The organism is Micromonospora sp. WMMD710, from assembly GCF_029626045.1.
Lineage (GTDB): Bacteria > Actinomycetota > Actinomycetes > Mycobacteriales > Micromonosporaceae > Micromonospora.
Window position 1 is genome coordinate 6,482,463 of sequence record NZ_JARUBD010000001.1, and the last position, 25,728, is coordinate 6,508,190.

The 25,728-nt window shown below is 73.3% G+C and carries 21 protein-coding genes; 14 read left to right on the top strand and 7 right to left on the bottom strand.

Annotated elements, in window-relative coordinates; translation table 11 throughout:
* Window positions 1-45: 45 nt before the first annotated feature.
* From fdxA to O7620_RS30155, 5 genes are read left to right on the top strand one after another with little or no spacing between them, the layout of a single operon-like run.
* On the top strand, window positions 46-372 hold the full coding sequence (gene fdxA, locus O7620_RS30135; RefSeq protein WP_007464872.1) for a ferredoxin: 327 nt from the start codon (window positions 46-48) through the stop codon (window positions 370-372).
* A complete protein-coding gene (dapC, locus tag O7620_RS30140; RefSeq protein WP_278127213.1) occupies window positions 369-1,475 on the top strand; it encodes a succinyldiaminopimelate transaminase in 1,107 nt (368 codons plus the stop codon). Before fdxA ends, dapC begins: the two co-directional genes overlap by 4 nt.
* A gap of 16 nt (window positions 1,476-1,491) precedes the next feature.
* A complete protein-coding gene (locus O7620_RS30145) occupies window positions 1,492-2,520 on the top strand; it encodes a prephenate dehydrogenase/arogenate dehydrogenase family protein (RefSeq protein ID WP_278126519.1) in 1,029 nt (342 codons plus the stop codon).
* A gap of 9 nt (window positions 2,521-2,529) precedes the next feature.
* Complete coding sequence (locus O7620_RS30150) at window positions 2,530-3,177, top strand: SIMPL domain-containing protein (protein ID WP_278126520.1); 648 nt, start codon at window positions 2,530-2,532, stop codon at window positions 3,175-3,177.
* On the top strand, window positions 3,177-3,824 hold the full coding sequence (locus O7620_RS30155; protein WP_151490727.1) for a nucleoside/nucleotide kinase family protein: 648 nt from the start codon (window positions 3,177-3,179) through the stop codon (window positions 3,822-3,824). The genes O7620_RS30150 and O7620_RS30155 overlap by 1 nt, the downstream gene beginning before the upstream one ends.
* 30 nt (window positions 3,825-3,854) lie before the next feature.
* Here O7620_RS30155 and O7620_RS30160 read toward each other — a convergent pair whose 3' ends face one another.
* Together O7620_RS30160 and O7620_RS30165 are read right to left on the bottom strand one after the other, a co-directional pair.
* Entirely contained in the window at window positions 3,855-4,493 is a 639-nt protein-coding gene (locus O7620_RS30160) for a dihydrofolate reductase family protein (protein ID WP_278126522.1), read from the bottom strand.
* A 47-nt stretch (window positions 4,494-4,540) separates the two neighbouring features.
* The gene (locus tag O7620_RS30165) at window positions 4,541-5,077 is read right to left on the bottom strand and encodes a sugar O-acetyltransferase (RefSeq protein ID WP_278127215.1); all 537 of its coding nucleotides are present in this window, start codon (window positions 5,075-5,077) and stop codon (window positions 4,541-4,543) included.
* Between the two features lie 158 nt (window positions 5,078-5,235).
* Between O7620_RS30165 and O7620_RS30170 the strand changes: the two genes are divergently transcribed.
* Complete coding sequence (locus tag O7620_RS30170; protein WP_278126523.1) at window positions 5,236-8,589, top strand: S8 family serine peptidase; 3,354 nt, start codon at window positions 5,236-5,238, stop codon at window positions 8,587-8,589.
* A gap of 51 nt (window positions 8,590-8,640) precedes the next feature.
* Here the strand turns inward: O7620_RS30170 and dapD are convergent, their stop codons facing one another.
* Complete coding sequence (gene dapD / locus O7620_RS30175) at window positions 8,641-9,600, bottom strand: 2,3,4,5-tetrahydropyridine-2,6-dicarboxylate N-succinyltransferase (protein WP_278126524.1); 960 nt, start codon at window positions 9,598-9,600, stop codon at window positions 8,641-8,643.
* A gap of 78 nt (window positions 9,601-9,678) precedes the next feature.
* On the opposite strand from dapD, the gene dapE reads away from it, so the two are divergent.
* The 8 genes from dapE to O7620_RS30215 all read left to right on the top strand — a co-directional run bounded on the left by dapE (window position 9,679) and on the right by O7620_RS30215 (window position 22,236).
* Window positions 9,679-10,752 (top strand): succinyl-diaminopimelate desuccinylase, encoded by a 1,074-nt coding sequence (dapE, locus tag O7620_RS30180; RefSeq protein WP_278126525.1) that lies wholly within the window; start codon window positions 9,679-9,681, stop codon window positions 10,750-10,752.
* 365 nt (window positions 10,753-11,117) lie between these two features.
* Entirely contained in the window at window positions 11,118-11,981 is an 864-nt protein-coding gene (locus O7620_RS30185; protein WP_151490722.1) for a TIGR00730 family Rossman fold protein, read from the top strand.
* On the top strand, window positions 11,981-12,526 hold the full coding sequence (locus tag O7620_RS30190) for a TIGR00730 family Rossman fold protein (RefSeq protein WP_151490721.1): 546 nt from the start codon (window positions 11,981-11,983) through the stop codon (window positions 12,524-12,526). The genes O7620_RS30185 and O7620_RS30190 overlap by 1 nt, the downstream gene beginning before the upstream one ends.
* 143 nt (window positions 12,527-12,669) lie before the next feature.
* The gene (locus tag O7620_RS30195) at window positions 12,670-16,362 is read left to right on the top strand and encodes an ATP-dependent DNA helicase (RefSeq protein WP_278126528.1); all 3,693 of its coding nucleotides are present in this window, start codon (window positions 12,670-12,672) and stop codon (window positions 16,360-16,362) included.
* A 27-nt stretch (window positions 16,363-16,389) separates the two neighbouring features.
* Window positions 16,390-19,845 carry a UvrD-helicase domain-containing protein gene (locus tag O7620_RS30200; protein WP_278126530.1) on the top strand — a complete coding sequence of 1,152 codons (3,456 nt, stop codon included), beginning with the start codon at window positions 16,390-16,392 and terminating at the stop codon, window positions 19,843-19,845.
* A gap of 226 nt (window positions 19,846-20,071) precedes the next feature.
* Entirely contained in the window at window positions 20,072-20,275 is a 204-nt protein-coding gene (locus O7620_RS30205) for a cold-shock protein (RefSeq protein WP_007464836.1), read from the top strand.
* A 222-nt stretch (window positions 20,276-20,497) separates the two neighbouring features.
* Complete coding sequence (locus O7620_RS30210; protein WP_151492995.1) at window positions 20,498-21,811, top strand: DEAD/DEAH box helicase; 1,314 nt, start codon at window positions 20,498-20,500, stop codon at window positions 21,809-21,811.
* Window positions 21,812-22,035: 224 nt separating this feature from the next.
* Window positions 22,036-22,236, top strand: coding sequence for a hypothetical protein (locus O7620_RS30215; RefSeq protein WP_278126531.1), 201 nt, complete (start codon window positions 22,036-22,038; stop codon window positions 22,234-22,236).
* A 292-nt stretch (window positions 22,237-22,528) separates the two neighbouring features.
* Here the strand turns inward: O7620_RS30215 and O7620_RS30220 are convergent, their stop codons facing one another.
* The 4 genes from O7620_RS30220 to O7620_RS30235 are packed head-to-tail and all read right to left on the bottom strand — an operon-like array spanning window position 22,529 to window position 25,697.
* Window positions 22,529-22,981 (bottom strand): Rrf2 family transcriptional regulator, encoded by a 453-nt coding sequence (locus O7620_RS30220; protein ID WP_278126532.1) that lies wholly within the window; start codon window positions 22,979-22,981, stop codon window positions 22,529-22,531.
* 1 nt (window position 22,982) lies between these two features.
* A complete protein-coding gene (locus O7620_RS30225; RefSeq protein ID WP_151492541.1) occupies window positions 22,983-23,867 on the bottom strand; it encodes an ABC transporter permease in 885 nt (294 codons plus the stop codon).
* Window positions 23,857-24,636 (bottom strand): ABC transporter ATP-binding protein, encoded by a 780-nt coding sequence (locus tag O7620_RS30230; RefSeq protein WP_151492540.1) that lies wholly within the window; start codon window positions 24,634-24,636, stop codon window positions 23,857-23,859. Before O7620_RS30230 ends, O7620_RS30225 begins: the two co-directional genes overlap by 11 nt.
* Window positions 24,633-25,697, bottom strand: a complete 1,065-nt coding sequence (locus O7620_RS30235; protein ID WP_278126533.1) for an ABC transporter substrate-binding protein — start codon at window positions 25,695-25,697, stop codon at window positions 24,633-24,635. Before O7620_RS30235 ends, O7620_RS30230 begins: the two co-directional genes overlap by 4 nt.
* Window positions 25,698-25,728 lie beyond the last annotated feature (31 nt).

The window sequence follows — 25,728 nt, forward strand, 5'->3', positions numbered from 1 at the left end:
TACCGTCGCGGGAGATCGCGACGTGTCTTGCGGAGGAGAAGACCGGTGACCTACATCATCGCCGAGCCGTGCGTGGATGTGCTCGACAAGGCATGCATCGAGGAGTGCCCGGTCGACTGCATTTACGAGGGCAATCGGATGCTCTACATCCACCCCGACGAGTGCGTCGACTGTGGTGCCTGTGAGCCGGTCTGCCCGGTGGAGGCGATCTTCTACGAGGACGACGTCCCGGAGCAGTGGAAGGACTACACGGGCGCCAACTACGAGTTCTTCGAGGACCTGGGCTCGCCCGGGGGCGCCTCGAAGATCGGCAAGGTGGAGAAGGACGCGACCTTCGTCGCCGCGCAGCCGCCGCGCGGCGAGGGCCACTGAGCACGCCCGCGCCGGTCTCGTCGCGGCTGCCCGAGTTCACCTGGGACACCCTGGACGCCGCGGCCGCTCTGGCCGCGGCGCATCCGGAGGGCCTGATCAACCTCTCCATGGGTACGCCGGTCGACCCGGTGCCCGAGGTGATCCGCCAGGCGCTGGCCGACGCGTCCGACGCTCCCGGCTATCCGCTGACCGCCGGCACCCCGGCGCTGCGTGCCGCGATCGCCGCGTGGGTCGCCCGCGCCTGTGGCGCCGGGGTCGACGGTCTCGGTGTGCTGCCGACCATCGGCTCGAAGGAGTTGGTCGCCTGGCTGCCCACCCTGCTCGGCATCGGTCCGGGTGACGTCGTCGTCGTGCCGTCGGTCGCGTACCCCACCTACGAGGACGGGGCACGGCTGGCCGGCGCCACCGTGGTCCGTACCGACTCGCTCACGTCGGTCGGGCCGACCTCGCGGGTGCGGTTGGTCTGGGTCAACTCGCCCGGCAACCCGACCGGCCGGGTGCTGCCCGCGGCGCACCTGCGCAAGGTGGTCGACTGGGCCCGGGAGCGCGGCGCGGTGGTCGCCAGCGACGAGTGTTACCTGCCGCTCGGCTGGTCGGCCGAGCCGGTGTCGGTGCTGTCCCCGCAGGTCTGCGGTGGCACCTACGACGGTGTGCTGGCTCTGCACTCGCTCTCCAAGCGTTCCAACCTCGCCGGCTACCGGGCCGGTTTCGTGGCCGGCGATCCGGCGCTCGTCGCCGAGTTGCTGAAGGTCCGCAAGCACGCCGGCATGATCGTGCCCGCGCCGGTGCAGGCGGCGATGGTGGCCGCCCTGCAGGACGAGCGACACGCCGACGAGCAGCGGGAGCGCTACCGCGCTCGTCGTGAGGTGTTGAGGGCCGCGTTCACCGGTGCCGGCTTCACGGTCGAGCACTCGGAGGCCGGTCTCTACCTCTGGCTCACCCGTGGTGAGGACTGCTGGGAGACGGTCGACTGGCTGGCCCGACGCGGCATCCTGGTCGCCGCGGGCGTCTTCTACGGCCCCACGGCCGCTCAGCACGTCCGGGTCGCGCTGACCGAGTCCGACGAGCACGTCGCGGCGGTCGCCGGCCGGCTGCGGGCCTGACACCGGCGGGCCGGCGATGACCGACGGCACGTCCGGGCGGTACGCCAGGGTGCGGGCGGCCGTCGTCGGCACCGGGCTGATCGGCGGTTCGGTGCTGCTGCGCCTCGCCGACGCCGGCCTGGACGTGGCCGGGTGGGATCCCGACCCGGCCACCCGCGAGCGGGCACGTGCCAGCGGAGTCGCCGCGCCGGACACGATCGAGCAGGCCGTGGCCGACCGGGACGTGGTCTTCCTCTGCGGCCCCCTGCCCACGCTGCCCCGGACGCTGGCCCAGGTGGCCGCCGCCACGGCACCGGGCTGTGTGCTCACCGACGTCGGCAGCACCAAGTCAGAGGTGACCGAGGTGGCGGCCCGGCTCGGGCTCCTCGACCGCTTCGTCCCCGGGCACCCGATGGCCGGCGCGGAGTCGACCGGCCTGTCCGCCGCCTCCCCGAGGCTGCTGGCCGGTGCCGCCTGGGTGCTGTGCCCGGCGCCGGGCGCCGCGACAAACGCCTTCCGTTGGCTGACCGGGCTGCTGGTGGAGGTGTTCGACGCCCGGGTGGTGCCGATGTCCGCGCCGACGCACGACTCGGCGGCCGCCCTCGCCTCACACGTGCCGCACCTGCTGGCCGGCGCTTTGGCCGGTGCGGCCGAGCGAGCGCCGCTGCGTGACGCGGTGTTGGCACTGGCGGCCGGGAGCTTCCGCGACGGCACCCGGGTGGCCGGCACCCCCGCCGAGCGGACCGCGAATATGCTGCTCGGCAACCGGGAGCGGGTGCTGCACGAGCTGACCGAGGTCACCGCCTTCCTGGACGCGCTGGGCGCCGCGCTCCGGGCCGGTGACGCGGCGGCTCTCACCGCCCGGTACGCCGAGGCCGCCGCCGTGCGGTCCGCGCTGCTGGGTCGGCGGTTCGCCGAACGGGACCGGGAGTTCCCGGTCGGTGGCGACCACGCCGCCGAGGTGACCTGGCTACGCGGGTTGGGCGACGCCGGTGGACACCTGACCGGGTGTCGGGTCGGCTCGGAGGCCGTCTCCTACACCGCGTGGACGCCGGCGGCTGACTAGGCTGAGCACATGGCAGTGGATGGCCCGGTGGTGCAGGTGCGCGGCGAGGCGTACCGGGAGGTGCCACCCGAGCTGGCCCGCTTCGCGGTCACCGCGACGGCTCGGGACCGGGACCGGGAGGCCACGTTGACCCGGCTGGCCGAGCGGGCCGCCGCCGTACGGGTGCTGCTGGACGGCTCCGGCCCGGTGGTGGCCCGGCGGGAGACCGGCGACCTGCGGGTGCGGCCGGAGACCCGACGCTCGGGCGAGCGGGTGGTGGCCTGGCACGGCAGCGTCACCACCACCGTCACCGTCACCGACTTCACGGCGCTCGGCGAGCTGATGCTCAGGTTGGCCGACCAGGATCAGGTCGAGGTGGCCGGTCCCTGGTGGGAGCTTCGTCCGGACAGCCCGGCGCATCGCGAGGCACGGCACGCCGCGATCGGTGACGCCCTGCTGCGCGCCCGGGAGTACGCCGAGGCGCTCGGCGCGCGGGTCACCGCGTTGATCGAGCTGGCCGACGCCGGCCCGGCCGAGCGTCCGATGTTCGCCCGCGCCGCGTTCGGCGGGGCTGGCGGGGGCGGCGGCGCACCGGAGCTGGAGTTGGACCCGCAGCCGCAGACCGTGCAGGCCGCCGTGCAGGCGCGCTTCACCATCAGCGACCCGGTCCTGGGCTGATGCCACCGGCTCAGGTGCTGTCCGCCGACGAGCTGGTGGCGCGGGCGTTGGCGTTGGCCGAGGCCGGCCCGCGACAGCTGCTCGGCATCGCCGGTGCGCCGGGCGCCGGGAAGTCCACCCTCGCCGAGCGGATCGTGGCCGAGGTCGGGCCGACCGCCCGGCTGGTGCCGATGGACGGTTTCCACCTCGCGCAGTCGCAGCTGGTCCGGTTGGGCCGCGCGGACCGCAAGGGCGCGGCCGACACCTTCGACGCCAACGGGTACGCCTCGCTGCTGCGCCGGCTACGCCGGCTGGAACCGACCTCGGTGTACGCGCCGGAGTTCCGGCGGGAGCTGGAGGAGCCGGTGGCCGGGGCGATCGAGGTGCCGCCCTCGGTCCGGCTGGTGGTGACCGAGGGCAACTACCTGCTGCTGCCGGACTTTCCGTGGCAGGAGATCCGGCCGCTGCTGCACGAGGCGTGGTTTCTCGACCTGGACGCCGAGGTGCGCCAGCGCCGGCTGACCGCCCGGCACGAGGCGTTCGGCCGGTCACCGGAGCAGGCCCGGGCCTGGGCGTTGGGCACTGACGAGGCGAACGCGGCCCTCATCACCCCCACCGCCGAGCGCGCCGACCTGGTGGTCCGCCTCAGCGAGCCGCCGGCGGTCTGAACGGGACCGCCGGGGCACGCCGGGTCTGCCTCAGTCCGTGACGCCGCGGTCCTCGCGGGACATGTCGCCGGTGGCGGGCGTACCGGCTCCGAGGCGGTAGCGCAGGAGCACCGCGCCCTTGTCCGTGGTGACGGGCGGCTCGACGAGGGTCAGGTTGGCGGGGACGGCGCCGCCGTCGAACACGGTCTTGCCGACGCCCAGCACGATGGGGAAGATCCACAGGTTGAGCTGGTCGAAGAGGCGTTCGCGCAGGAGGGTCTGCACCAGGTTCAGGCTGCCGATCACGTGGACCTTCTCGTGCTTGTCCCGCACCTCCCGCACGGCACTCGCCAGGTCGGGGCCCAACTGCGTCGAGCCCGCCCAGTCCAGGTCGGGGGTGCCGCGAGAGGCCACGTACTTCGGGATGCTGTTGAAGAGGGTGGCGATCCCGCCGTCGACGCCGTCGGTCTGGTGCGGCCAGTACCCGGCGAAGATGTCGTAGGTCCGGCGGCCCAGCAGCAGCGCGTCCATGCCCCGCATGCCGTCCACGACCTGTCGGCCGCCGGTCTCGTCGAACAGGGGCGCCTGCCATCCCCCGTACGGGAAGCCGTCGGAATCCTCGTCCGGACCGCCCGGTGCCTGGCCGACCAGGTCGAGCGTCGCGAACAGGTCAATGTGGATCACGCCCATGCTGTCCTCCGTGTACTCCGACTCGAACAAGGCCTCGGGGCCGCACCCTAGTCGAGTTCGCGGACCGGCCGGGCCGGGTTGCCGACCGACACCACGTTGGACGGCAGGTCACGGGTCACCACCGCGCCGGCGCCGACGACCGTGTTGGCGCCGATCGTCACACCCGCCAGCACGATCGCGCCGCCGCCGAGCCAGACGTTGTCGCCGATGGTGATCGGCTTGGCCGCCTCCCACTTGTCCCGCCGTGGCCCGGGCTCCACCGGATGCGTCGGGGTGAGCAGCTGTACGTTCGGGCCGACCTGGACGTCCGCGCCGAGGGTGATGGGGGCGACGTCGAGGAAGACGGCGTTGTAGTTGACGAAGCTGCGTGGGCCGATCCGGATCCGTGAGCCGTAGTCGCAGTAGAACGGTGGGCGGATCCAGGTGTCCGTGCCCAGGTCGCCGAGGAGTTCGCGCAGCACCGCGAGTCGCGCCCGCGGATCGGCCGCCGGGCTGGTGTTGAAGCGTTCCATCAGCCGGGCGGCCCGGTCCAGGTCGGCGATGATCTCGGGATCGTCGGCGATGTACGGCTCACCGGCGAGCATTCTGTCCTTCATGGAGGTCACCGCCCGATCATGCCGGCCCGGTTGGTCGGCTCGTGGCGGGTCCGTCATCTTCCGGCCTTAATTTTGCATACTCGGTATGCAATTGTAGGAGGTCAATGTGACTCCCGTACATCAAGACGCTTGACGAGGAGGATCCGTTGCACCAGGGAAGAAGATTGGCCGCCCTCGGCCTCGTGTTCGCACTGGCGCTCTCCGCGCCGGTTCCGGCGGCAGCCGCCGCGCCCACCCCGCCGGACGGCACCGGCCGACCGGCCGCTCCGGGTGGACCCACCGCCAACCGTTCGACCACCGTCACGCTGATCAGCGGTGACCGGGTCACCGTCACCGCTTCCGGTGCCGCGGTCCGACCCGGCGCCGGTCGCGAGGACGTGCGGTTCCTGATCCGGCGCGAGCGCGGACGCCTCTCGGTGACGCCGACGGACGCGCTGCCACTGCTGCGCTCGGGCCGGGTCGACCGGCGGCTCTTCGACGTCACCGGGCTGGTCGAGGCGGGCTACGACGACGCCCACCGGAACACCCTGCCGCTGCTGGTGGCGTACCGCTCGACGGGCATCGCCCGGCGTGCCCCGGCCGCGCTGCCGGGCTCGCGGGTGACCCGCGACCTGCCGGCGATCCGCGGCGCGGCCCTGACCACCGGCAAGTCCTCCCTCGGCGCGGTCTGGACGACGGTCACCACCGGCCCGGCCGGTGCCCGCCTCGACGCGGCGGGGGACGTCGAGCGGATCTGGCTGGACGGCCGCCGCAAGGTGACCCTCGATCACAGCGTGCCGCAGATCGGCGCGCCCGCCGCCTGGGCGGCCGGGTTCACCGGCAAGGGGGTGTCCGTCGCGGTGCTGGACACCGGCGTCGACGCGACCCACCCGGACCTGGCCGGCAAGGTGGCCGAGGCGCGCAACTTCACCGAGGTGCCCGACGCTCGGGACACGGTCGGCCACGGCACCCACGTGGCCTCGACCATCGCCGGCACCGGCGCCGCCTCCGGCGGAAAGTACCGGGGCGTGGCGCCGGACGCGACGTTGCTGGACGGCAAGGTCTGTGAGGGCATCGGGTGCACCGACTCGGCGATCCTCGCCGGCATGCAGTGGGCCGCGGTGGACAAGAAGGCCGCCGTGGTCAACATGAGCCTCAGCGGCTGGGACACCCCGGAGGTCGACCCGCTGGAGGAGGCGGTGCAGACCCTGACCGCGCAGACCGGCACGCTGTTCGTCCTCGCCGCCGGCAACGACGGCTCGGACGGCTCGGTCGGCTCCCCGGCCACCGCCGACGCCGCGCTCGCCGTGGGCGCGGTCGACCGCGACGACGAGTTGGCCGACTTCTCCAGCCGGGGCCCGCGGGTCGGTGACGAAGCGCTGAAGCCGGACATCACCGCGCCCGGCGTGGACATCGTCGCCGCCCGGTCCGCCAACGGCGTCATCGGCGATCCGGTGGGAGACCGCTACGTCACCCTCTCCGGCACCTCGATGGCCACCCCGCACGTGGCCGGGTCGGCGGCGCTGCTCGCCCAGCAGCACCCGGGATGGCGGGCCGACCGGCTGAAGGCCACCCTGATGGCCGCCGCCAAGCCGCACCCGGACCAGACCGCCTACCAGCAGGGCGCCGGGCGGGTCGACGTCGCGCACGCCATCACCCAGCAGGTCACCAGCGACCCGGTGAGCGTCTCGTTCGGGCGTACGCTCTGGCCGCACGGCGACGACGAGCCGATCACCCGCACGGTCACCTGGCGCAACGACGGTCCGGCACCGGTCAGCGTCGACCTGAGCGTCGAGGGCGCCGGCCCCGGCGGTCGGGCGCTGCCGGCCGGCCTGTTCCAGTTGGGCGCCAACCAGCTCACCGTGCCGGCGGGCGGCACCGCCGCCACGACCATCACCGCGAACACCCGGATCGGCGACGCCGACGGCTACTGGACCGGGCGGATCGTGGCCCGATCCGGTGCGGCGGTCGCGGTCACCCCGCTGGCCGTGCACCGGGAAGTGGAGAGCTACACGCTGACCGTGGAGCACCTGAACCGGGCCGGCGAGCGCACCGCCGACCATTGGAGCACCCTGGTCGGGATGGACACCTTCAGCTACTGGGACCTCGTCAGCACCGACGGCGTGGCGACCGTGCGGGTGCCCAAGGGGCACTACGGCCTGAGCGCTCTCGTGCTCGAGCCCGCACCGGAGGGTGAGCAGGGCGGGATGTCCCTGTTGGCGCAGCCCGACGTGGCCATCGAGCAGGACACCCGGATCGTCGTGGACGCCCGCTCGGCCAAGCCGGTACGGACGACCGTTCCGGACCGGAACGCCGTCCCACAGCTGATCGACCTCAGCGGCAACTTCACGGCCGAGGACGGCAGCGCGTACGGCATCGGGCTCTGGGCCGAGACGTTCACCGGCCTGACCAGCGGTCAGCTCGGCAAGCCGGTCGCCGCCGACCGGTTCGTCGCCACGGTCAGCAGCCAGTGGACCACGCCGGACACGGCCAACAGCCCCTACCTGTACGCACTGGCCGAGGCGATCCCTGGCCGGATGCCGACGGGGTTCGTCCGCGACTACGCCCGACGGGACCTGGCCACCGTCGTGCACCGGTTCCACGATGGCTACCCGGGCACGGAGGCCGAGCGGATCGTGTACCCCGTGCTGGAGTACAACGTCGGCGGCTCGGCCCTGATCCTGCCCACCGCGGTGCCCGGCCAGCGGGTCGAGTACTACAACACCAGGGGTGTGCGGTGGGAGTCCGAGCTCGACTTCGGAACGCGGGACGAGGAAGGCTGGCTGAACGCGCAGGCCGCGCTCTTCTCCACGGCGACCGCGTACCGGGCCGGGCGGACGGTGCAGGAGGTCTGGAGCCAGGCCCCGTACGGACCGTCGTTCCCGACCCCGCGCTGGCCCGAGGAGAGCGTCACCCGGGTCGGTGACACCGTCTGGGTCGGGCTGCCGATGTTCAGCGACGCCGCCGGGCACCCGGGCGGGTCACTCGCCGACAGCGAGCGGACCGAACTCTGGCGCGACGGCAAGCTGGTCGGCGAGAGCGAGTACGCCGGCTACGGCGAGTTCGCCGTGCCACCGGGTGCGGCGAACTACCGGCTCGTCACCTCGGCGAAGCGCAGCTTCACCGACCTGAGCACCGAGGTGGAGTCCAGCTGGACCTTCCGGTCCCGGCACGTCGCCGGTGACACGCCGGCCCGGCTGCCCCTGTCGGCGATCCGCTTCGCGCCGCCGTTGCGGGTCGACAACAGCGCTCCGGCCGGTCGGAGCTTCGTCGTCCCGGTGCGGGTGCAGCGGCAGCCCGGCGCGGCGGCCGCCCGGGTGGAGAAGCTCACCGTCGACGTCTCGTACGACGGCGGGAAGACCTGGCGCGCGGCGAAGCTGGTCCGCACCTCCGGCGACGGCTGGTCGGCCCTGGTGCAGCATCCGACCGGCACCGGGCACGTGTCGCTGCGGGCCACCGCGCGGGACGCCGCCGGTAACACGGCGACGCAACGGATCATCCAGGCGTACCGGTTGCGCTGAGGCGTACCCCGTCCGGGTCCGCGGCGCGGTGCCGCGGACCCGGCGGGTGCGTCAGTCGTTGGCGTGCAGGGCGGCGTTCAGTTCGATGCCCCGGCCGGTCCGCGGACGGGCTTCCAGCGTGCCGGTCACCGAGTTGCGCCAGAACAGCAGACCGTCGATGCCGGACAGCTCTCGGGCCTTGACGACCCGGCCGTCCGGGAGGGTGACCTTCGAGCCGGCCGTGACATAGCAGCCGGCCTCCACCACGCAGTCGTCGCCCAGCGAGATGCCGATGCCGGCGTTCGCGCCGACCAGGCTCCGCTCGCCGATGCTGACCTTATCGGTGCCGCCGCCGGAGAGGGTCCCCATGATCGACGCTCCCGCGCCCACGTCGGAGCCGTCCCCCACCACCACGCCCTGCACGATCCGCCCCTCGACCATCGAGGTGCCGAGCGTGCCGGCGTTGAAGTTGCAGAAACCCTCGTGCATCACGGTCGTGCCGGCGGCCAGGTGCGCGCCGAGGCGGACCCGGTCCGCGTCGGCGATCCGCACGCCGGACGGCACCACGTAGTCGGTCATCCGGGGGAACTTGTCCACCCCGTAGACGGCGAGGTGGCGGCCGGCGGCCCGCTCGATCACCCGCAGCTCGTCGACCCGCTCCGGCGGGCACGGCCCGGCGGAGGTCCACGCCACGTTGGCCAGCTTGCCGAAGATGCCGTCCAGGTTGAGCTGGTTGGGTCGCACCAGGCGGTGCGATAGCAGGTGCAACCGGAGGTACGCGTCCGGGGCGTCCTTGATCGGGTCGTCCAGCGAGCCGACCACGGTGACCACCTGCACGGTACGCAGACCGGGCAGGGCCCGGTCGCCGAGCGCACCCGGCGGCAGATCGAGCACGTCCGACTCACCCTCGCCGGCGACCAACGGCAGCTCGCCCAGGCCCAGCTTGCCGGTCGGGTACCAGGTGTCGAGCACCTGCCCGTCGGCGGTGACGGTGGCCAGGCCGATGCCCCAGGCGGAATCTGCGGACGTCACTGTTACACCTCTCGGTCTGGGCCGCGCCGGCCTCAGCTCACTCCTCGCGCTGACAGACCTGAAGGTACCGTGCGAACCATGGAGAACCCGCTGACCCCCGAGGTCCTCGCCGATCCGGTGGCGCTGACCCGCGCTCTCGTCGACATCGAGTCCGTGTCCCTCAACGAGAAGGCGATCGCCGACTGTGTCGAGGAGGTCCTGCGCGGTGTGCCACACCTGAGCACCCACCGGCACGGCAACACCGTGATGGCGCGCACCGACCTCGGTCGGTCGCAGCGCGTCGTGCTGGCCGGGCACCTGGACACCGTGCCACTGAACAACAACTTTCCGTCGACGATGCGCGGCGACCTGATGTACGGCTGCGGCACCTCGGACATGAAGTCCGGCACCGCGTACGCGCTGCACCTGGCGGTGACCCTGCCCGACCCGCGCTACGACGTGACGTACTTCTTCTACGAGGCGGAGGAGATCGAGTCGCGGTACAACGGGCTGAACCTGGTCGCCCAGGCGTTCCCGGAGTGGCTGGAGGCGGACTTCGCGGTGCTGCTGGAGCCCACCTACGGCATCGTCGAGGCGGGTTGCCAGGGCACCATGCGGTCGGTGGTCACCACGACCGGGGTGCGGGCGCACTCGGCGCGTTCCTGGCACGGCGTGAACGCCATCCACGGTGCCGGTGAGGTGCTGCGGCGCCTCCAGACGTACGAGGCCCGGCGGGTCACCATCGACGGCTGCGACTACCGCGAGGGCATGAACGCGGTGCGGATCAACGGCGGGGTCGCCGGCAACGTGATCCCCGACCACTGTGAGATCGAGGTCAACTACCGGTTCGCGCCGGACCGCACCCCGGCCGAGGCGGAGGCGCATCTGCGCGAGGTCTTCGCCGGCTTCGACCTGGTCGTGACGGACTCGGCGGCCGGCGCCCCGCCCGGGCTGGAGGCGGCCCCGGCGAAGGAGTTCCTGGCGGCGGTCGGCGCGGCCCCGATCGGCAAGCTGGGCTGGACGGACGTGGCCCGGTTCGCGGCCATGGGCATCCCCGCGCTGAACTTCGGGCCGGGCGACCCCAACCTGGCGCACCACCCGGACGAGCACGTCGAGATCAGCAAGATCCGTGACGGCGCGGCAACCCTGCACCGCTGGCTGGCCCCGGCCTGACCGGCGCACCGGGCGTATCGCGCCCGGTGATCAAGAGGTTTGCGTCAGCCGGGCCCGTTGTCGGCGACGCAAACCTCTTGATCAGCTCCGGAGGTGGCGGGGGCCGTGGGGGAGGGGGTCAGGTCCCGGATGTGGCGGCGCTCGGCCACCACGTCTCTGATCCGTCGCTGCATCTGGCGGCGGATCCGGATCATCTCGCTGTTACTGATCACGCTGTCTCCTCCCCCGAAGGCGCGCGCCGGGGCATACCCGGTATGTGAATAGTAAGACGTACGGGCGAGCCGAATAGTTGCGTTGATCGCGAACTATTTCTCGGCGTCCGCGCCCCGCACACCCGGCGGGTGCTGCTCCACTACGGTTGCTCCATGAGCCACAGCAACGGGCGGGAGGCCGGCCGCGGTCCAGCGCAGGAGCGGCACCGGGGCGCGGTCACGCTGCGCCGGGGGGCGATCCCGAGCAGCACCGCCGACCAGCGACTGCTGGACTCGCGCGGGCGCGGCGACTGGAAGACCAGGGACGCGTGGCGGGCGCTGCGCATCCTCAGTGAGTTCGTCGAGGGTTTCGACACCCTCGCCGACCTGCCGCCGGCGGTCAGTGTCTTCGGTTCGGCGCGTAGCGGTCCGGCCACCGCCGAGTGCAAGCTGGCCGAAGAGGTCGGCGGGGCACTGGCCCGGGCCGGTTACGCCGTGATCACCGGTGGTGGGCCGGGAGTGATGGAGGCCGCCAACCGGGGTGCCACCGAGGCCGGCGGTCTGTCCGTCGGGCTCGGCATCGAGCTGCCGTTCGAGCAGGGCATCAACGACTGGGTCGACCTGGCCATCGACTTCCGCTACTTCTTCGCCCGCAAGACGATGTTCGTGAAGTACGCGCAGGCGTTCGTGGTGCTGCCCGGCGGCTTCGGCACCATGGACGAGCTGTTCGAGGCGCTCACGCTGGTGCAGACCGGCAAGGTGACCCGGTTCCCGGTCGTGCTGATGGGCGTCGCGTACTGGCAGGGGCTGCTCGACTGGCTGCGCGACACGATGGCCGCCGGCGGCAAGATCGGCCCGGTCGACCTGGACCTGATCTGCCTCACCGACGACGTCAACACGGCGGTTCGGCACATCGTCGAGTCCGAGGCGGCGCTCTCCGTCGAGCAGGACGCGGTCCGCGACGAGGCCGTCGCGCGTACCGGCGCCGACCGGCAGGCCGCCGCCGACCAGGCCGCCGACCAGCCACGGGACAACTGATGGCGGCGATCTGCGTCTTCTGCGCGTCCTCCCGTACCCTCGACCAGCGTTTCCTGGACCTGGCCGCGGAGACCGGCGCGGAGCTGGCCCGGCGTGGGCACACGCTGGTGAGCGGCGGTGGCTGCGTCGGCATGATGGGTGCGCTGGCCGATGGTGCCCGCGCCGCCGGCGGGCGCACTGTGGGTGTGATCCCGCAGGCGTTGGTCGACCTGGAGGTCGCCGACCTGGCATCGGACGAACTGCTGGTCACCGACTCGATGGCCAGTCGCAAGACGCTGATGATCGAGAAGTCGGACGCCTTTCTCACCCTGCCCGGTGGGCTGGGCACGCTCGACGAGCTGTTCGAGGTCTGGACCACGGCCACCCTCGCCCTACACGGCAAGCCGATGGTGCTGATCGACACCGACGGCTTCTACCGCCCCCTGCTGGACTGGCTCGACACCCTCACCGACCAGCACTTCCTCAAACCCGCCGGCCGCGACCTGCTGACGGTGACCACCACCGTCCCGGACGCCCTGGACGCCCTGGAGTCCGCCCTGACCTGACGCGGGCTCCCAGCCTTCCCGGTCGATCATGAGGTTGGCGGCGAGGCCGTCGGCGTGTCGCGCCGCTAACCTCAAGATCGACGGAGCGTGATGGGGTGGGGTGGGGCTCGGTGGGTGTCGTACTCCTCTGATGGGATGAGCTGATGCAGGCGTACCGGTTGGTGCGGCGGTCCGAGGGGCCGGCGCGGGGGGACGGGGCGGCGCCGGCCGACAGTTCCGTGCCCGCCGCCGGCGGTGCGTCCGCCGACACCGAGCCGGTGCCCGCCGGGTGGCGCGTCGACCGCTCGCAGGCCGAGGTGGTGGCGCACACCGACGGGCCGCTGCTGGTGCTCGGCGGTCCGGGCACCGGCAAGACCAGCACCCTGGTCGAGGCGGTCGCCGCCCGGGTGCGCGAGGGCGTCGACCCCGAACGGGTCCTGGTGCTGACCTTCGGCCGTCGGGGCGCCACCGCACTGCGTCAGCGCATCGAGGCCCGGGTGGCGCAGGACGGCCACCGGGTGCTGCGCGAGCCGTTGGTGCGCACCTTCCCCGCGTACGCCTTCGGGCTGCTGCGCCGGGCCGCCGCCGAACGGGGCGAGCCGTCACCGCGCCTGCTCACCGGCCCCGAGCAGGATCTGATCATCCGCGAGCTGCTCGACGTGGTGGGCGAGGAGCCCGACGACGACCCGGTCGGCTGGCCGACCGACCTGCGCCCGGCCCTGCGGACCAGGGCCTTCGCCGGTCAGCTGCGCGACCTGCTGATGCGCGCCGCCGAACGCGGGGTGGGCCCGATCGACCTGGCCCGGCTGGGTGACAAGCTCGGCCGCGCCGACTGGCCGGCGGCCGCCCGCTTCCTGCGGGAGTACGTGTCGGTGCTCGCACTGCGCGACGTCAGCAACCGGGGCTCGATCGCGTACGACCCGGCCGAACTGGTCCGCGCCGCCACCGGGTTGTTGCGCGACGACGAGGAGTTGCTGACCGCCGAGCGTCGCCGGCTCGCCCACGTGTACGTCGACGAGCTGGCCGACACGGACCCCGCCCAACTCGACCTGCTCTCGGTGATCGCCGGTGGGGGCAAGTCCCTTGTCGCGTTCGCCGACCCGGATTCGTCCACCTACGCGTTCCGGGGCGCCGACCCGGCCGGGGTGAGCACCTTCGCGCACCGATTCCGGACCGCGTCCGGGGCACCCGCGGCGCAGGTGCTGCTCACCACGTCGTACCGGGCCGGGCCGGGCCTGCTCGCCGCGATCGCCCGGCTGGGTCGTCGGCTGCGTGGCCCGTCGGCGCACCGCCGGCTGCACCCACTGCCGGACGCGCCGCCCGGTGTGGTCGAGGTGCACACGTTCCGCTCGGCGACCAGCGAGGCCGCCTGGCTGGCCCACGCGCTGCGCTCGGCCCACCTGCTCGACGGTGTGCCCTGGTCGCGGATGGCGGTGCTGGTGCGGTCCACCGCGTTGCAGCTGCCCACCCTGCAACGGGCGCTGCACGCTGCCGGTGTACCCACCGTGGTGCACGGCGAGGACCTGCCGCTGCACCTGCAACCGGCGGTGGCACCGTTGCTGCTCCTGCTGCGCTGCGCCCTGGAACCGGAGCACCTGGACGAGGAGGCGGCGGTCGCGTTGCTGCACTCGCCGCTCGGTGGTGCGGATCCGCTGGCCGAACGGCGGCTGCGGCAGGGCCTGCGGGCGTTGGCGCTGTCCGGCGGCGACCGGCGACCGTCCGGTGAGCTGATCGTCGAGGCGTTGCGCGACCCGACCGAGCTGGCCGGCATCGACCGGCGGTGGGCGGAGCCGGCGCAGGCGGTGGCTGGTCTGCTCGCCACCGCCCGGGACGCGGCCGCCCAACCCGGTGCGACCGCCGAGACCGTGCTCTGGGAAGTCTGGGACGCCAGCGGCCTCGCCGAACGGTGGGCCGGCGCGATCGGCCAGGGCCGGCCCGCCCCCGGCGAGGGGGACCTGGCCCGACGGCGGCGCGCCGAGGCCGCCGACCGCGACCTGGACGCCGTGCTGGTGCTCTTCGACGCGGCGGCCCGCTTCACCGACCGGCTGCCCGGTGCCCGTACCGAGGTCTTCCTCGACCACGTTCTCGCCCAGGACCTGCCGGCCGACACCATCGCGCCGACCGCCGACCGGGGCGCGGCGGTGCGGCTGCTCACGGCCCACGCGGCGAAGGGTCTGGAATGGGACCTGGTCGCGGTGGCCGGTGTGCAGGAGGGCATCTGGCCCGATCTGCGGCTGCGTGGCAGCCTGCTCGGCTCGGAGCGGCTGGTCGACGTGCTGGCCGGCCGGTCCGTCGGCGGCGCGACCGCGGCGAACGTGGTGGGTCAGACCTCGGCGCTGCTGGACGAGGAACGCCGCCTCTTCCACGTCGCCATCAGTCGTGCCCGGCACCGCCTGCTGGTGAGCGCCGTGGCGTCGGCCGCCGTCGGCGGTGACGACCACGAGGAGCAGCCGAGCCGTTTCCTGCACGAGCTGGGCCCGAGCGCGCCACCGTCCACCCCGCCACCCGCACCGCCCGTCCCGCGCAACGGCCCGCCACCCGACGACGGCGGTCCGCCGCCCACCTCGTCCACGGCCGCCAGCGCACCCGGCGACGGTGGCGCGACGGCCCGCGACGGTGGCTCGGCAACCGGCAACGGTGGCGCGGCAGGCCGCGACGGTGGCTCGGCAACCGGCAACGGTGGCGCGGCAGGCCGCGACGGCGGCTCGGCAACCGGCAACGGTGGCTCGGCATCCGGCAACGGTGGCTCGGCATCCGGCAACGGTGGCGCATCCGGCGACGGTGGTGCGGAGGGGGAGGACGGTGACGGGGAGTCGGACGGCCCCGGCGCGCTGCCGGTGACCCGGCCACCCCGGGCGCTCACCCTGCCGGCGTTGGTCGCCGAGCTGCGTACCGCCATCACCGACCCGGCCGCGCCGGCGGCCCGGCGGCGCGCGGCGGCGGCCGAGCTGGCCCGCCTCGCCGCCGCCGGAGTGCCCGGCGCGCACCCGGACGACTGGTGGGGCCTGCGGGCGCTCTCCGACGACCGGCCCCTGGTCGATGACGGCAAGCCGGTGCGGGTCACGCCGTCGGCGATGGAGAGCGCGCTGCGGTGCAGCCTGCGCTGGCTGCTGGAACGGCACGGCGGCAGCGGCCCGACCAGCACCGCGCAGGGCGTGGGCAACCTGGTGCACGCCGCCGCGATGCTCGCCGAGGACGCCAGCGCCGACCGGGGTGCCCTGCTGGACTACGTGGCGGCCCGGTTCGACGCGATTGAGCTGGCCGCCCGGTGGATGGCCGGGCCGGAACGGGAACGCGCCGAGGCGATGGTCGACAAGCTGCTGCGCTGGCTGGCCACCAACCCGCGCCGGCTGCTCGCCATCGAGCACGAGTTCGCGGTCCGGCTGGACGACCCGCATCGGCCGGTCGACCTGACCGGGCGGGTCGACCGGCTGGAGGTCGACGAGGCCGGCCGGCTGGTGGTGATCGACCTGAAGACCGGCAAGTCCACCGCCGTCACCGGCAGCGAACTGGCCGAGCACCCGCAGCTCGGCGCCTACCAGGCGGCGGTGGAGGCGGGGGCGTTCGCCGAGTTCGGCGACGAGTCCGGGGGCGCGGCGCTGGTGCAGCTCGGCACCTCCGCCAAGGACGCCCGGGAGCAGAACCAGCCGGCGGCGGGTGAGGGCCCGGCGGCCGGCTGGGCGACCGTGCTGGTCCGGCGGACCGCCGATACGATGGCCGCTGCCACGTTCGCCGCGGTGGCCAATTCGAAGTGCCGGGTCTGCCCGGTGCGCACCAGCTGCCCGGTCTCCGGGCAGGGGCGCCAGGTCGTCGAGCCGCCGACCACCCGGGGTGCCACCCATGAGGGCGAGGAGTAAGCCGGTGTTGGGAGCCGAGGCGACACCGTGACCCAGCCAACCCTGTTCGGCGCCGGCCCGGCGCCGACGCCCCGGCTCGCCGACTCCGGCCCCCGGTACACCCCGGTGGAGCTGGCGAAACTCCTGCGGCTGCCGGCACCCACCCGGGAACAGGCCGCGATCATCGCCGCCCCGGTGGAGCCACTGCTGGTGGTCGCCGGGGCCGGTTCCGGCAAGACCGAGACGATGGCCGCTCGGGTGGTCTGGCTGGTGGCCAACTCGTACGTGCGCCCGGAGCAGATCCTCGGGCTGACGTTCACCCGTAAGGCCGCCGGCGAACTGGCCCACCGGGTCCGTACCCGTCTCGACCAGTTGATCCGCCGTCTCGGCCGGCAGGGTCGGGACCCGCTGGACGACCCGCTGGCCGGTGAACCGACCGTCTCGACGTACCACTCGTACGCCGGGCGGATCGTCACCGAGCACGGGCTGCGGGCCGGCTACGAGCCGTCCACCCGGCTACTCACCGAGGCGTCCCGCTGGCAGTTGGTCGACCTGCTGGTCCGTAACTACGACGGCGACATGTCCGAGGTGGACCGGATGCCGAGCACCATCACCGACGCGGTGCTGGCGCTCGCCGGGGAGCTGGACGAGCACCTGGTCGCCCCGGACGAGTTGGCGGCCTGGACGGGTCGGTTCTTCGCCGAGGTGCAGTCGCGGCCGGGGCGGGTGTACGCCGACGTGCGCAAGGCGCTCGCCCTGCAGCAGACCCGGCTGCGTCTGCTGCCGCTGGTGCGGGCGTACGCCCGGCGCAAGGAGGACTTCGAGGCGATGGACTTCGCCGACCAGCTCGCCCGGGCGGCCCGGGTGGCCCGGGATCACCCGGCGGTCGGCGAGATCGAGCGGGGCCGTTTCCGGGCGGTGCTGCTCGACGAGTACCAGGACACCAGCCATGCCCAGGTGGTGCTGCTCAACGCGCTGTTCGGTGGCGGGCATCCGGTGACGGCGGTGGGTGACCCGTGTCAGTCCATCTACGGCTGGCGGGGGGCCAGCGCCGGCACCCTGGACCGGTTCCCCACCGAGTTCGCGCGCGCCGACGGTCAGCCCGCGCAGGCGCTGGGGCTCACCACGAGCTGGCGCAATCGCCCGGAGATCCTGCGGGTGGCGAACGCGCTGTCCACCCCGCTGCGCGCGGCGGGTGCCCGGGTGCCAGAGCTGCGCTCGGCGCTGACCGTTCTGGAGCCGATCCCGCACCGCAGCCCCGGCGGGGCGGCCGGTGGCACGGTGCACTGCGCGCTGCTGCCCACGTACGCCGACGAGGCGGCCTGGATCGCCGACAGTGTGCTCGCCGCCTGGCGCGGCGCGGCCCGGATGCCGGGCGTGGCACCGGAGCACATCCCGGTGGCGCAGCGCCCGACGACGGCCGTGCTGGTCCGGGTCCGCAGCCAGATCCCGGCGATCGAGTCGGCGCTGCGCGAGCGTGGCCTGCCGGTGGAGGTCGTCGGGCTGGGTGGTCTGCTGGACACTCCCGAGGTTCGCGACGTGGTCTGCACGCTGCGGGTGTTGGCCGACCCGACCGACGGGGCGGCGCTGCTGCGGTTGCTCACCGGTGCCCGCTGGCGGATCGGGCCGCGTGACCTGGTGGCGCTGCACCGCCGGGCCCGGGCCATCGCGAACGCCCGGCGGCAGGTGGCCGCCGACGAGAATGCGGAGATCAGCCCCGATCTGCTCGACGAGGCGACCCTGGTGGAGGCGCTGGCCGACCTCGGTCCCGCGCAGGCGTACTCGGCGGAGGGTTTCGCGCGGTTGCGCGCGTACGGCACGGAGTTGGCGCTGCTGCGCTACCGGCTGGACCAGGCGTTGCCGGATCTGATCGCGGACATCGAACGGACCATCGGCCTGGACGTGGAGGTGGCGGTGCGCGCCGGCCGGGACGGCGCCGGTGACGCCGGTCTGGCCCGGGGTCACCTGGACGCCCTGGGTGACGTCGCGGCCCGCTTTAGCGGGGAGACCCCGGGTGCGACCCTGTCCGGCTTCCTGTCCTACCTGGCTGCCGCCGAGGACGAGGAGCGGGGCCTGGCCCCCGGCGAGGTCGAGGTGGTGGAGGGCGCCGTCCAGGTGGTCACGGCGCACGCCGCGAAGGGTCTGGAGTGGGACGTGGTGGCGGTGGCCGGCCTGTGCCGTGGGTCGTGGCCGGGGCCGGTGCGCAACTCCGACCACTGGCTGGGCGGGCTGGGTGTGCTGCCGTTCCCGCTGCGGGGCGACGTCGACGGGTTGCCGGAGCTGGCGCTCGACGAGGCGGGGGACCAGCGGGCGGTGGCCCGGGCGGTGGCCGACTTCACCGATGCCTGGCGGGCGCACGACGAGCGGGAGGAACGCCGGCTGACATACGTGGCGGTGACCCGACCGCGCCGGTTGCTGCTGTGCTCCGGCTACTGGTGGGGGGAGGGCACGAAGCGGCCGCGCGGCCCGTCGGTCTTCCTGCGCGAGGTGTACGACGCCTGCCTGGACGGCGGCCCGGGGCACCTGGTCGACGCCTGGGCGCCGGAGCCCACCCCGGATGCCACGAACCCGACGGCCGAGGTGGTGCTCCGCGCGGAGTGGCCGGCCGACCCGTTGGGTGGCCGGCGTCCGGCGCTGGCCGAGGCGGCCGGGCTGGTCCGCCGCCTGATGACCGACGGCCCGGCTTCGGTCGCTGTCGGGCCGGTCACTGTCGGGCCGGTGGCTTCCGCGCCGGTGGCTGTCGGGCCGGTGGCTTCCGCGCCGGTGGCTGTCGGGCCGATGGCTTCCGGGCCGGTGGAGGCGGATCCGGAGGTGGCGCGCTGGCGGCGTGAGGCGGATCTGCTGTTGGCCGAGCGGGCCGAGCTGACCCGGCTCTCCGGCGCGGTCGAGGTGGCCCTGCCGGGGCAGTTGAGCGTCACCCAGCTCGTCGCGTTGCGCAACGATCCGGCGGCGCTGGCCCGTACGCTGCGCCGGCCGGTGCCCGCCGAACCACATCCGTACGCCCGCCGCGGCACCGCCTTCCACGCCTGGCTGGAGCAGCGCTTCGGCGCCGACCGGCTGCTCGACCTGGACGAGCTGCCCGGCGCGGCGGACGCGGACGCCGCGCCGGACGAGGCGCTGGCCGAGCTCCAGGAGCGGTTCCTGGCCAGCGAGTGGGCCGACCGGGCGCCGGTGGAGGTGGAGGTGCCGTTCGCCACGGTGATCGCCGGTGTGGTGGTCCGGGGGCGGATGGACGCCGTCTTCGCCCGACCGGGGGGCCGGTTCGACGTGGTCGACTGGAAGACGGGCCGGCAGTTGACCGGGCCGGCGGCGGAGGTGGCGGCGGTGCAGTTGGCCGTCTACCGGCTGGCCTGGGCGGAGCTGGCCGGGGTGCCGGTCGACCGGGTGGGTGCGGCGTTCCACTACGTCCGGGACGGGGTGACGGTGCGCCCCGCGGACCTGCTGGACGTGACCGGGCTCACCGCCATGATCGCCCAGTTGCCCGAAGATTCCGCCCAAGCTTGACCGCTGCGGGCAAAACCGTGGTAGGTTGATCGGGTTGCAGTTTTGGTTACCAGAGACTCTGTGTGCGCCTGGCGGGATTGTGGCCCCAGGCGCTCTTTGTTGTGTCCGGAGTTCTCCGGGCGGGGCGACCAGAAGCGACAGGCGATTCGCGCATTCCCGCGCGGAGCGCTCCTCTTCGGGCGCGCAACACGTGCGTGTCCGACGTTCCGTCAAGGAGACGAAACACATGGCTATTGGCACCGTGAAGTGGTTCAACGCTGACAAGGGCTTCGGCTTCATCACCCCGGACGGCGGCGGCGCCGACGTCTTCGCCCACTTCTCGGCGATCCAGTCCTCCGGCTACCGGAGCCTGGACGAGAACCAGCGGGTCGAGTTCGAGGTGACCCAGGGTCAGAAGGGCCCGCAGGCGGAGAACATCCGCCCGCTCTGATCTTCGGATCGGTCAGCATTACCTGTCGCGCCCTCCGGGTGTGACGGTGACGGGACCGGCCCGCCCCGCCGCCGCCTGCCTCCGCAGGCGGCGGCCTGGCGGCGGGCCGGCCTGTACTCCAATCGGTTCGTGCTTGTGAGTCCCGGCTGCCTGTGGCCGCCGGTGACAGCGCCGACATCGGCGCCCTCCCTCGACACGTGCCGCGTCGAGGAAGGCTTCTGCATGACCACGGTTATTCCGTCGTTCGCTCATACCGGTCTGGCACCGGCGTTGCTCACCGCGCTGACCGCGCAGGGCATCACCGAGCCGTTCCCGATCCAGTCGGCGACGCTGCCCGACTCGCTCGCCGGCCGCGACGTGCTCGGCCGGGGCCGCACCGGCTCCGGCAAGACCCTCGCCTTCGGGCTTCCGCTGCTCTCCCGCACCGCCGGCCGCAAGGCCCGCCCGGGTCGTCCGCTGGCCCTGGTGCTGGTGCCGACCCGCGAGCTGGCCCAGCAGGTCACCGCCGCGCTGGCCCCGTACGCCCGCGCTGTCGGGTTGCGCTGCGCCACCGTCGTCGGCGGGCTGTCGTTGCAGCGCCAGGCGGACGCGCTGCGTGCCGGCGCCGAGGTGGTCGTGGCGACCCCCGGCCGGCTGCACGACCTGATCAACCGCGGTGACGCCCGGCTCGACCAGGTCGAGATCACCGTGCTGGACGAGGCCGACCAGATGGCCGACATGGGCTTCCTGCCGCAGGTGACGAAGCTCCTGGAGCAGGTCGCGCCGCAGGGGCAGCGGATGCTCTTCTCCGCCACCCTGGACGGTGGCGTGGACCGGCTGGTCCGCCGCTTCCTGAGCAACCCGGTGACCCACTCGGTCGACCCGGGCACCGCCACGGTCACCGCGATGACCCACCACGTGCTGCACGTCGACGCGGTGGACAAGCCCGACGCGCTGACCCGGATCGCCGCCCGCGACGGCCGCACCATCCTGTTCATGGGCACCAAGCACCGCGCCGACCGGCTCGCCCGCCAGTTGCTCTCCAAGGGTGTACGCGCGGCCGCGCTGCACGGCGGCAAGTCCCAGCCGCAGCGCACCCGGATCCTGGAGCAGTTCCGCAACGGTCAGGTGACCGCCCTGGTCGCCACCGACGTGGCGGCCCGGGGCATCCACGTCGACGGCCTGGACATGGTGGTCAACGTGGACCCGCCGACCGAGGCGAAGGACTACCTGCACCGGGGTGGCCGTACCGCCCGGGCGGGCGAGTCCGGCACCGTGGTCACCCTGGTCCTGCCGGAGCAGCGTCGGGACGTGTCCCGTCTGATGGCCACCGCCGGCATCCGACCGCAGTCGGTCCAGGTGCGCCCGGGTGACGAGGCGCTGGTCCGGGTGACCGGTGCCCGTGAGCCGTCCGGCGTGCCGGTGACCATCGCCGCGCCGCCGGCGTCGCCCGGTCGGGTACGCGCCTCCGGTGGCTCGGCCACCGACGGTGGCGCCCGGCCGGCGCATCGCGCGTCGGGCCGGTCCCGCCGTCCGCGTCGGCCCCGTACCGTCTGATCTTCTGCGCACCGAGACCGACCCGTCCCGCTTCTGTTGGGCGGGTCGGTCTCGTCTGTCCGCGGCAGCGATCCGATGGCCGGTCGGTCACGCCGCCCGCCTGAATATCTGAGTCGGCAATCAGCCCTGGCTCGGTCGGTTGGCCGACTGCGCCCCGCCCCGGCCTGGTCGAAGCTGGCCAACGGGGGAGGCCGGGCGGGGGGCCCGGCACGGGAGGGGTGACCATGGCGGGCGAGGCCGGCTCGGGGGCGCTGCGCGAACTGATCCTGGTGGTCGCTGTCGCGCTCGCCGGTCTGTTGCTCGCCATGGTTGCGGCCTTCGCACCCTGGCATGCCACCCCGGCGGGCAACGCTCCGGCCGGTCTGGTGGAGCTGCGCAGCCCCGGCGGCCCGGGCCCCGGCCCGACGGTCGCGCACGTGGGCTGAGCAGCGACCGGCCGACCGGAGCCGGCGAGGGGCAGGCCCGGTCAGGATCGGTACGAGGTGTGGTCGGGTCGGCGGGGCACCGGCCCGACCACACCGCCCCGGCGCTTGCCCGCGCCTGGTCGCACTCACCCGCGCCCGCCGGTGCCTGATCGCGCCTGGTCGCACTCACCCGCGCATGATCGCGCTCGATCCAGGAAACAGGCCCCTTCCAGCATGGACGAGGGCACTACATCCATGATCGAGCACGATCATCCAGGGGAGATCGCGGAGCAGGGGCGGACCGGGACCGCGCTCAGGAGGCGCTGCGGGCGTGGCCGGTCGGGTCGCGGGCCAGCAGGTCGGCCAGGTTCGTGCTGTCGACGACGGTGGCGATGGCCCCGTGCACCGCCAGCCAGACGTCGGTGAGCCCGGCGGCGACCCCGTGGTAGCCGGCCCGCTCGGCCGGTAGGCCGCGCACGGTGGTGAGCGAGCCGCCGACCGCGCGCAGCACGTCCCCGACCGTGATCTCCGCGGCTGGCCGGGTCAACGCGTACCCGCCCTCGGCGCCGCGGTGGCTGTGCAGCAGGCCGGCCCGGCGCAGGTCGAGCAGAATGCCCTGGAGGAAGCTCAGCGGGATGTCCTGCACCTCGGCCAGGCTGGCCGCCTTCACCAACTCGCCGGCACCGTCCTCGCCGCCGCCGCCACTGGCGGCGGCGACGGCGAGCATGGCCCGGAGCGCGTAGTCGCTGCGCGCGGAGACGTACACGTCACTGACCAGCCTGGTCCAGTACGCCCCAGCGGCGCCGGATCGCCTTGTCCGCCGCGCCGAACGCGGCGTCGACGACCAGACCGACGACCAGGATAACGATCATGGTGGAGAGCAGCCAGGGCGCGTCGGACAGTTCGCGGGAGTAGGTGAGCTGCGCGCCGAGCGAGGTCTGCGAGATGCCGACCACGATCAGCTCACCGGCCATCAGGCTGCGCCAGGAGAACGCCCAGCCCTGCTTGAGGCCGGCGACGATGGCCGGAAGGGCGGCCGGTGCGATGACGTACCGGTAGAGGTTGAGCCCACGGGCGCCCAGGTTACGCCCGGCGCGCTTCAGCAGTGGTGGCACGTAGTCCACACCGGAGATCACCCCGTTGGCGATGGACGGTGCCGCGCCGAGCACCACCACGAAGAAGATCGCCTTCTCGCTCAGCTCGAACAGCAGGATGGCCAGCGGGAACCAGGCGATCGACGGCATGGTCTGCAGCGCGGTGATCATCGAGCCGATGGCGGCCCGGAGCACCGTGGACCGGGCCACCGCGAGGCCCAGCAGCAGGCCGACCGCGACCGAGAAGACATAGCCGACGGCGGCGCGGCGCAGCGTGGTGAGCAGGCCCTCCCAGAGCTGCGGGCCCTGGGCCTGGGCCAGCAGCTCGCGGCCGACGACCAGCGGGCCCGGCAGTGAGTACGGCGGCTTCCAACCCGACCAGACCACCAGCTGCCAGGCCAGGATGGCGATGGCCAGCGCGGCGAGTTTGGGCCACGTGCCGGCCCAGATCCGGGCGCCCCGGGAGACCTCCTTGTCCCGGCCGGCGATCTCCAGCGCGTCGAGGCCGGAGATCTGCGCGTCGGTACGCGCCGAGCTGGTGAGGGTGTCACTGGCCATGGCGGCCCACCTCCGTACGGAGCCGTTCGGTGACCTCGGCGGCGATGGCGGCGACCTCGGGGGAGTCGATCCGTCGCGGGCGTGGGATGTCCACCTCGGTGGAGTAGATGATCCGGCCGGGTCGGCTGGAGAGCAGGATGATCCGGTCGGCCAGCCGGGCGGCCTCGCGGACGTTGTGCGTCACGAAGAGCACCGAGAGTTTGCGCTCGGACCAGATCCGTTCCAGCTCGTCGTGCAGGATGTCGCGGGTCATCGCGTCCAGCGCGCCGAACGGCTCGTCCATCAGCAGCACCGGGGTGTCCAGGGCCAGGGTGCGGGCGAGCGCGACCCGCTGCCGCATCCCGCCGGACAGCTCGTGCGGGCGTTTGCGGCCGAACTCGCCCAGGTGCACGGTGCGCAGCAATTCGGCGACCCGTTCCCGCCGCTCGGCCCGGGGCAGTCCGCGCAGCTTGAGCGGCACCTCGACGTTCGCCTCGACGGTCAGCCAGGGAAACAGCGCCGGCTCCTGGAACATCAGCCCGGGGTTGACGCCGCCGGCCAGGCCGATCTCTCCGCCGCTGGGCCGATCCAACCCGGCGACCAGGTTGAGCAGGGTGCTCTTGCCGCAGCCGGAGGCGCCGACCAGGCAGACGAACTCGCCCGGCGCGACGTCCAGGGACACGCCGTCCAGGGCCAGTACGGCGTTCGCCCCACGTCCGTACACCTTGGTCACGCCGGAGAGCGCGACCGCGGTGGTCGCGCTCTGCGGCGTCGTCGTGGTCGACGTCATGGCTGGGTGACCTCGGGCTTGCCGGCGGCCTTGAGCGCGGTGTTGAGGTACGTGAGGTCGTACAGGCCCTTGAGGTCGACCGGCTCGGTCAGCCCCACCTCGACGGCGTGGTCGAGGCCGGCCTTGAGCGAGGCGGGGATCGGGTCGTTGGTGAACTCCAACGTCGGCCACGCCTGCTTGATCAGCTTCAGGTCCAGCGGCTTACCGGTGATCTTGCCGATCGCGTCGGAGATCGCCTGCTGGGCCTCCTCGGGCTTGCTGTTGACGAACTCGTTCGCGGCCACCTGGCCGTCGACCAGCTTCTGCACCACGTCCGGGTGCGCCTTGAGGAACTTGGTGCTGACCAGCAGGTTGGTGATGACGAACTTCTTGTCCGGCCACAGGTCACGCTCGTCGACGAGCACCTTGCCGCCGGCGTTGACGAGGCGGGACACGAACGGCTCGGGCACCCACGCGCCGTCGATCGCGCCGCTGTTGAACGTCTCCACCGTCTGGGCGTTCTCCTGCGGCACGATCTTGACGTCGCCGCCGCCCTCCTTGGTGGTGGTGAGCCCCTGCTGCTTGAGCCAGTAGCGGATCGCCACGTCCTGGGTGTTGCCCAGCTGCGGGGTGGCGACCTTCTTGCCCTTCAGGTCCTGCGGGCCGTTGATGCCGGGCTTGACCACCAGCGCCACGCCACCGGACGCCGCGCCGGAGACGACCCGGACCGCCTCGCCCTTCGACTTGGAGAACGCGTTCACGGTCGGGTTCGGACCGATGTAGGTGGCGTCCAGCGCACCGGAGAAGACGGCCTCGATGGCGGCCGGGCCGGCGTTGAAGGTCTTCGGGTCCAGCTTGACGTCGGCGCCGAGCTTCTCGGCGAAGATGCCCTTCTCGACGCCGACGACCGCCGGCGCGTGGGTGATGTTGGGGAAGTAGCCGAGGCGCAGCGTCACCGGGCCGGAGCTGCCGCCCGCGCCCTCGCTGTCGTCGCCGCACGCGGCGGTGCTGCCCAGGGTCGCCGCGCCGAGGGCGGCGAGAGTGGCCAGGGTGACCAAGCGGCGCAAGGGAAGCCGTCTCATCGTCCATCCAATCCGCAGTATTCCTACTTAG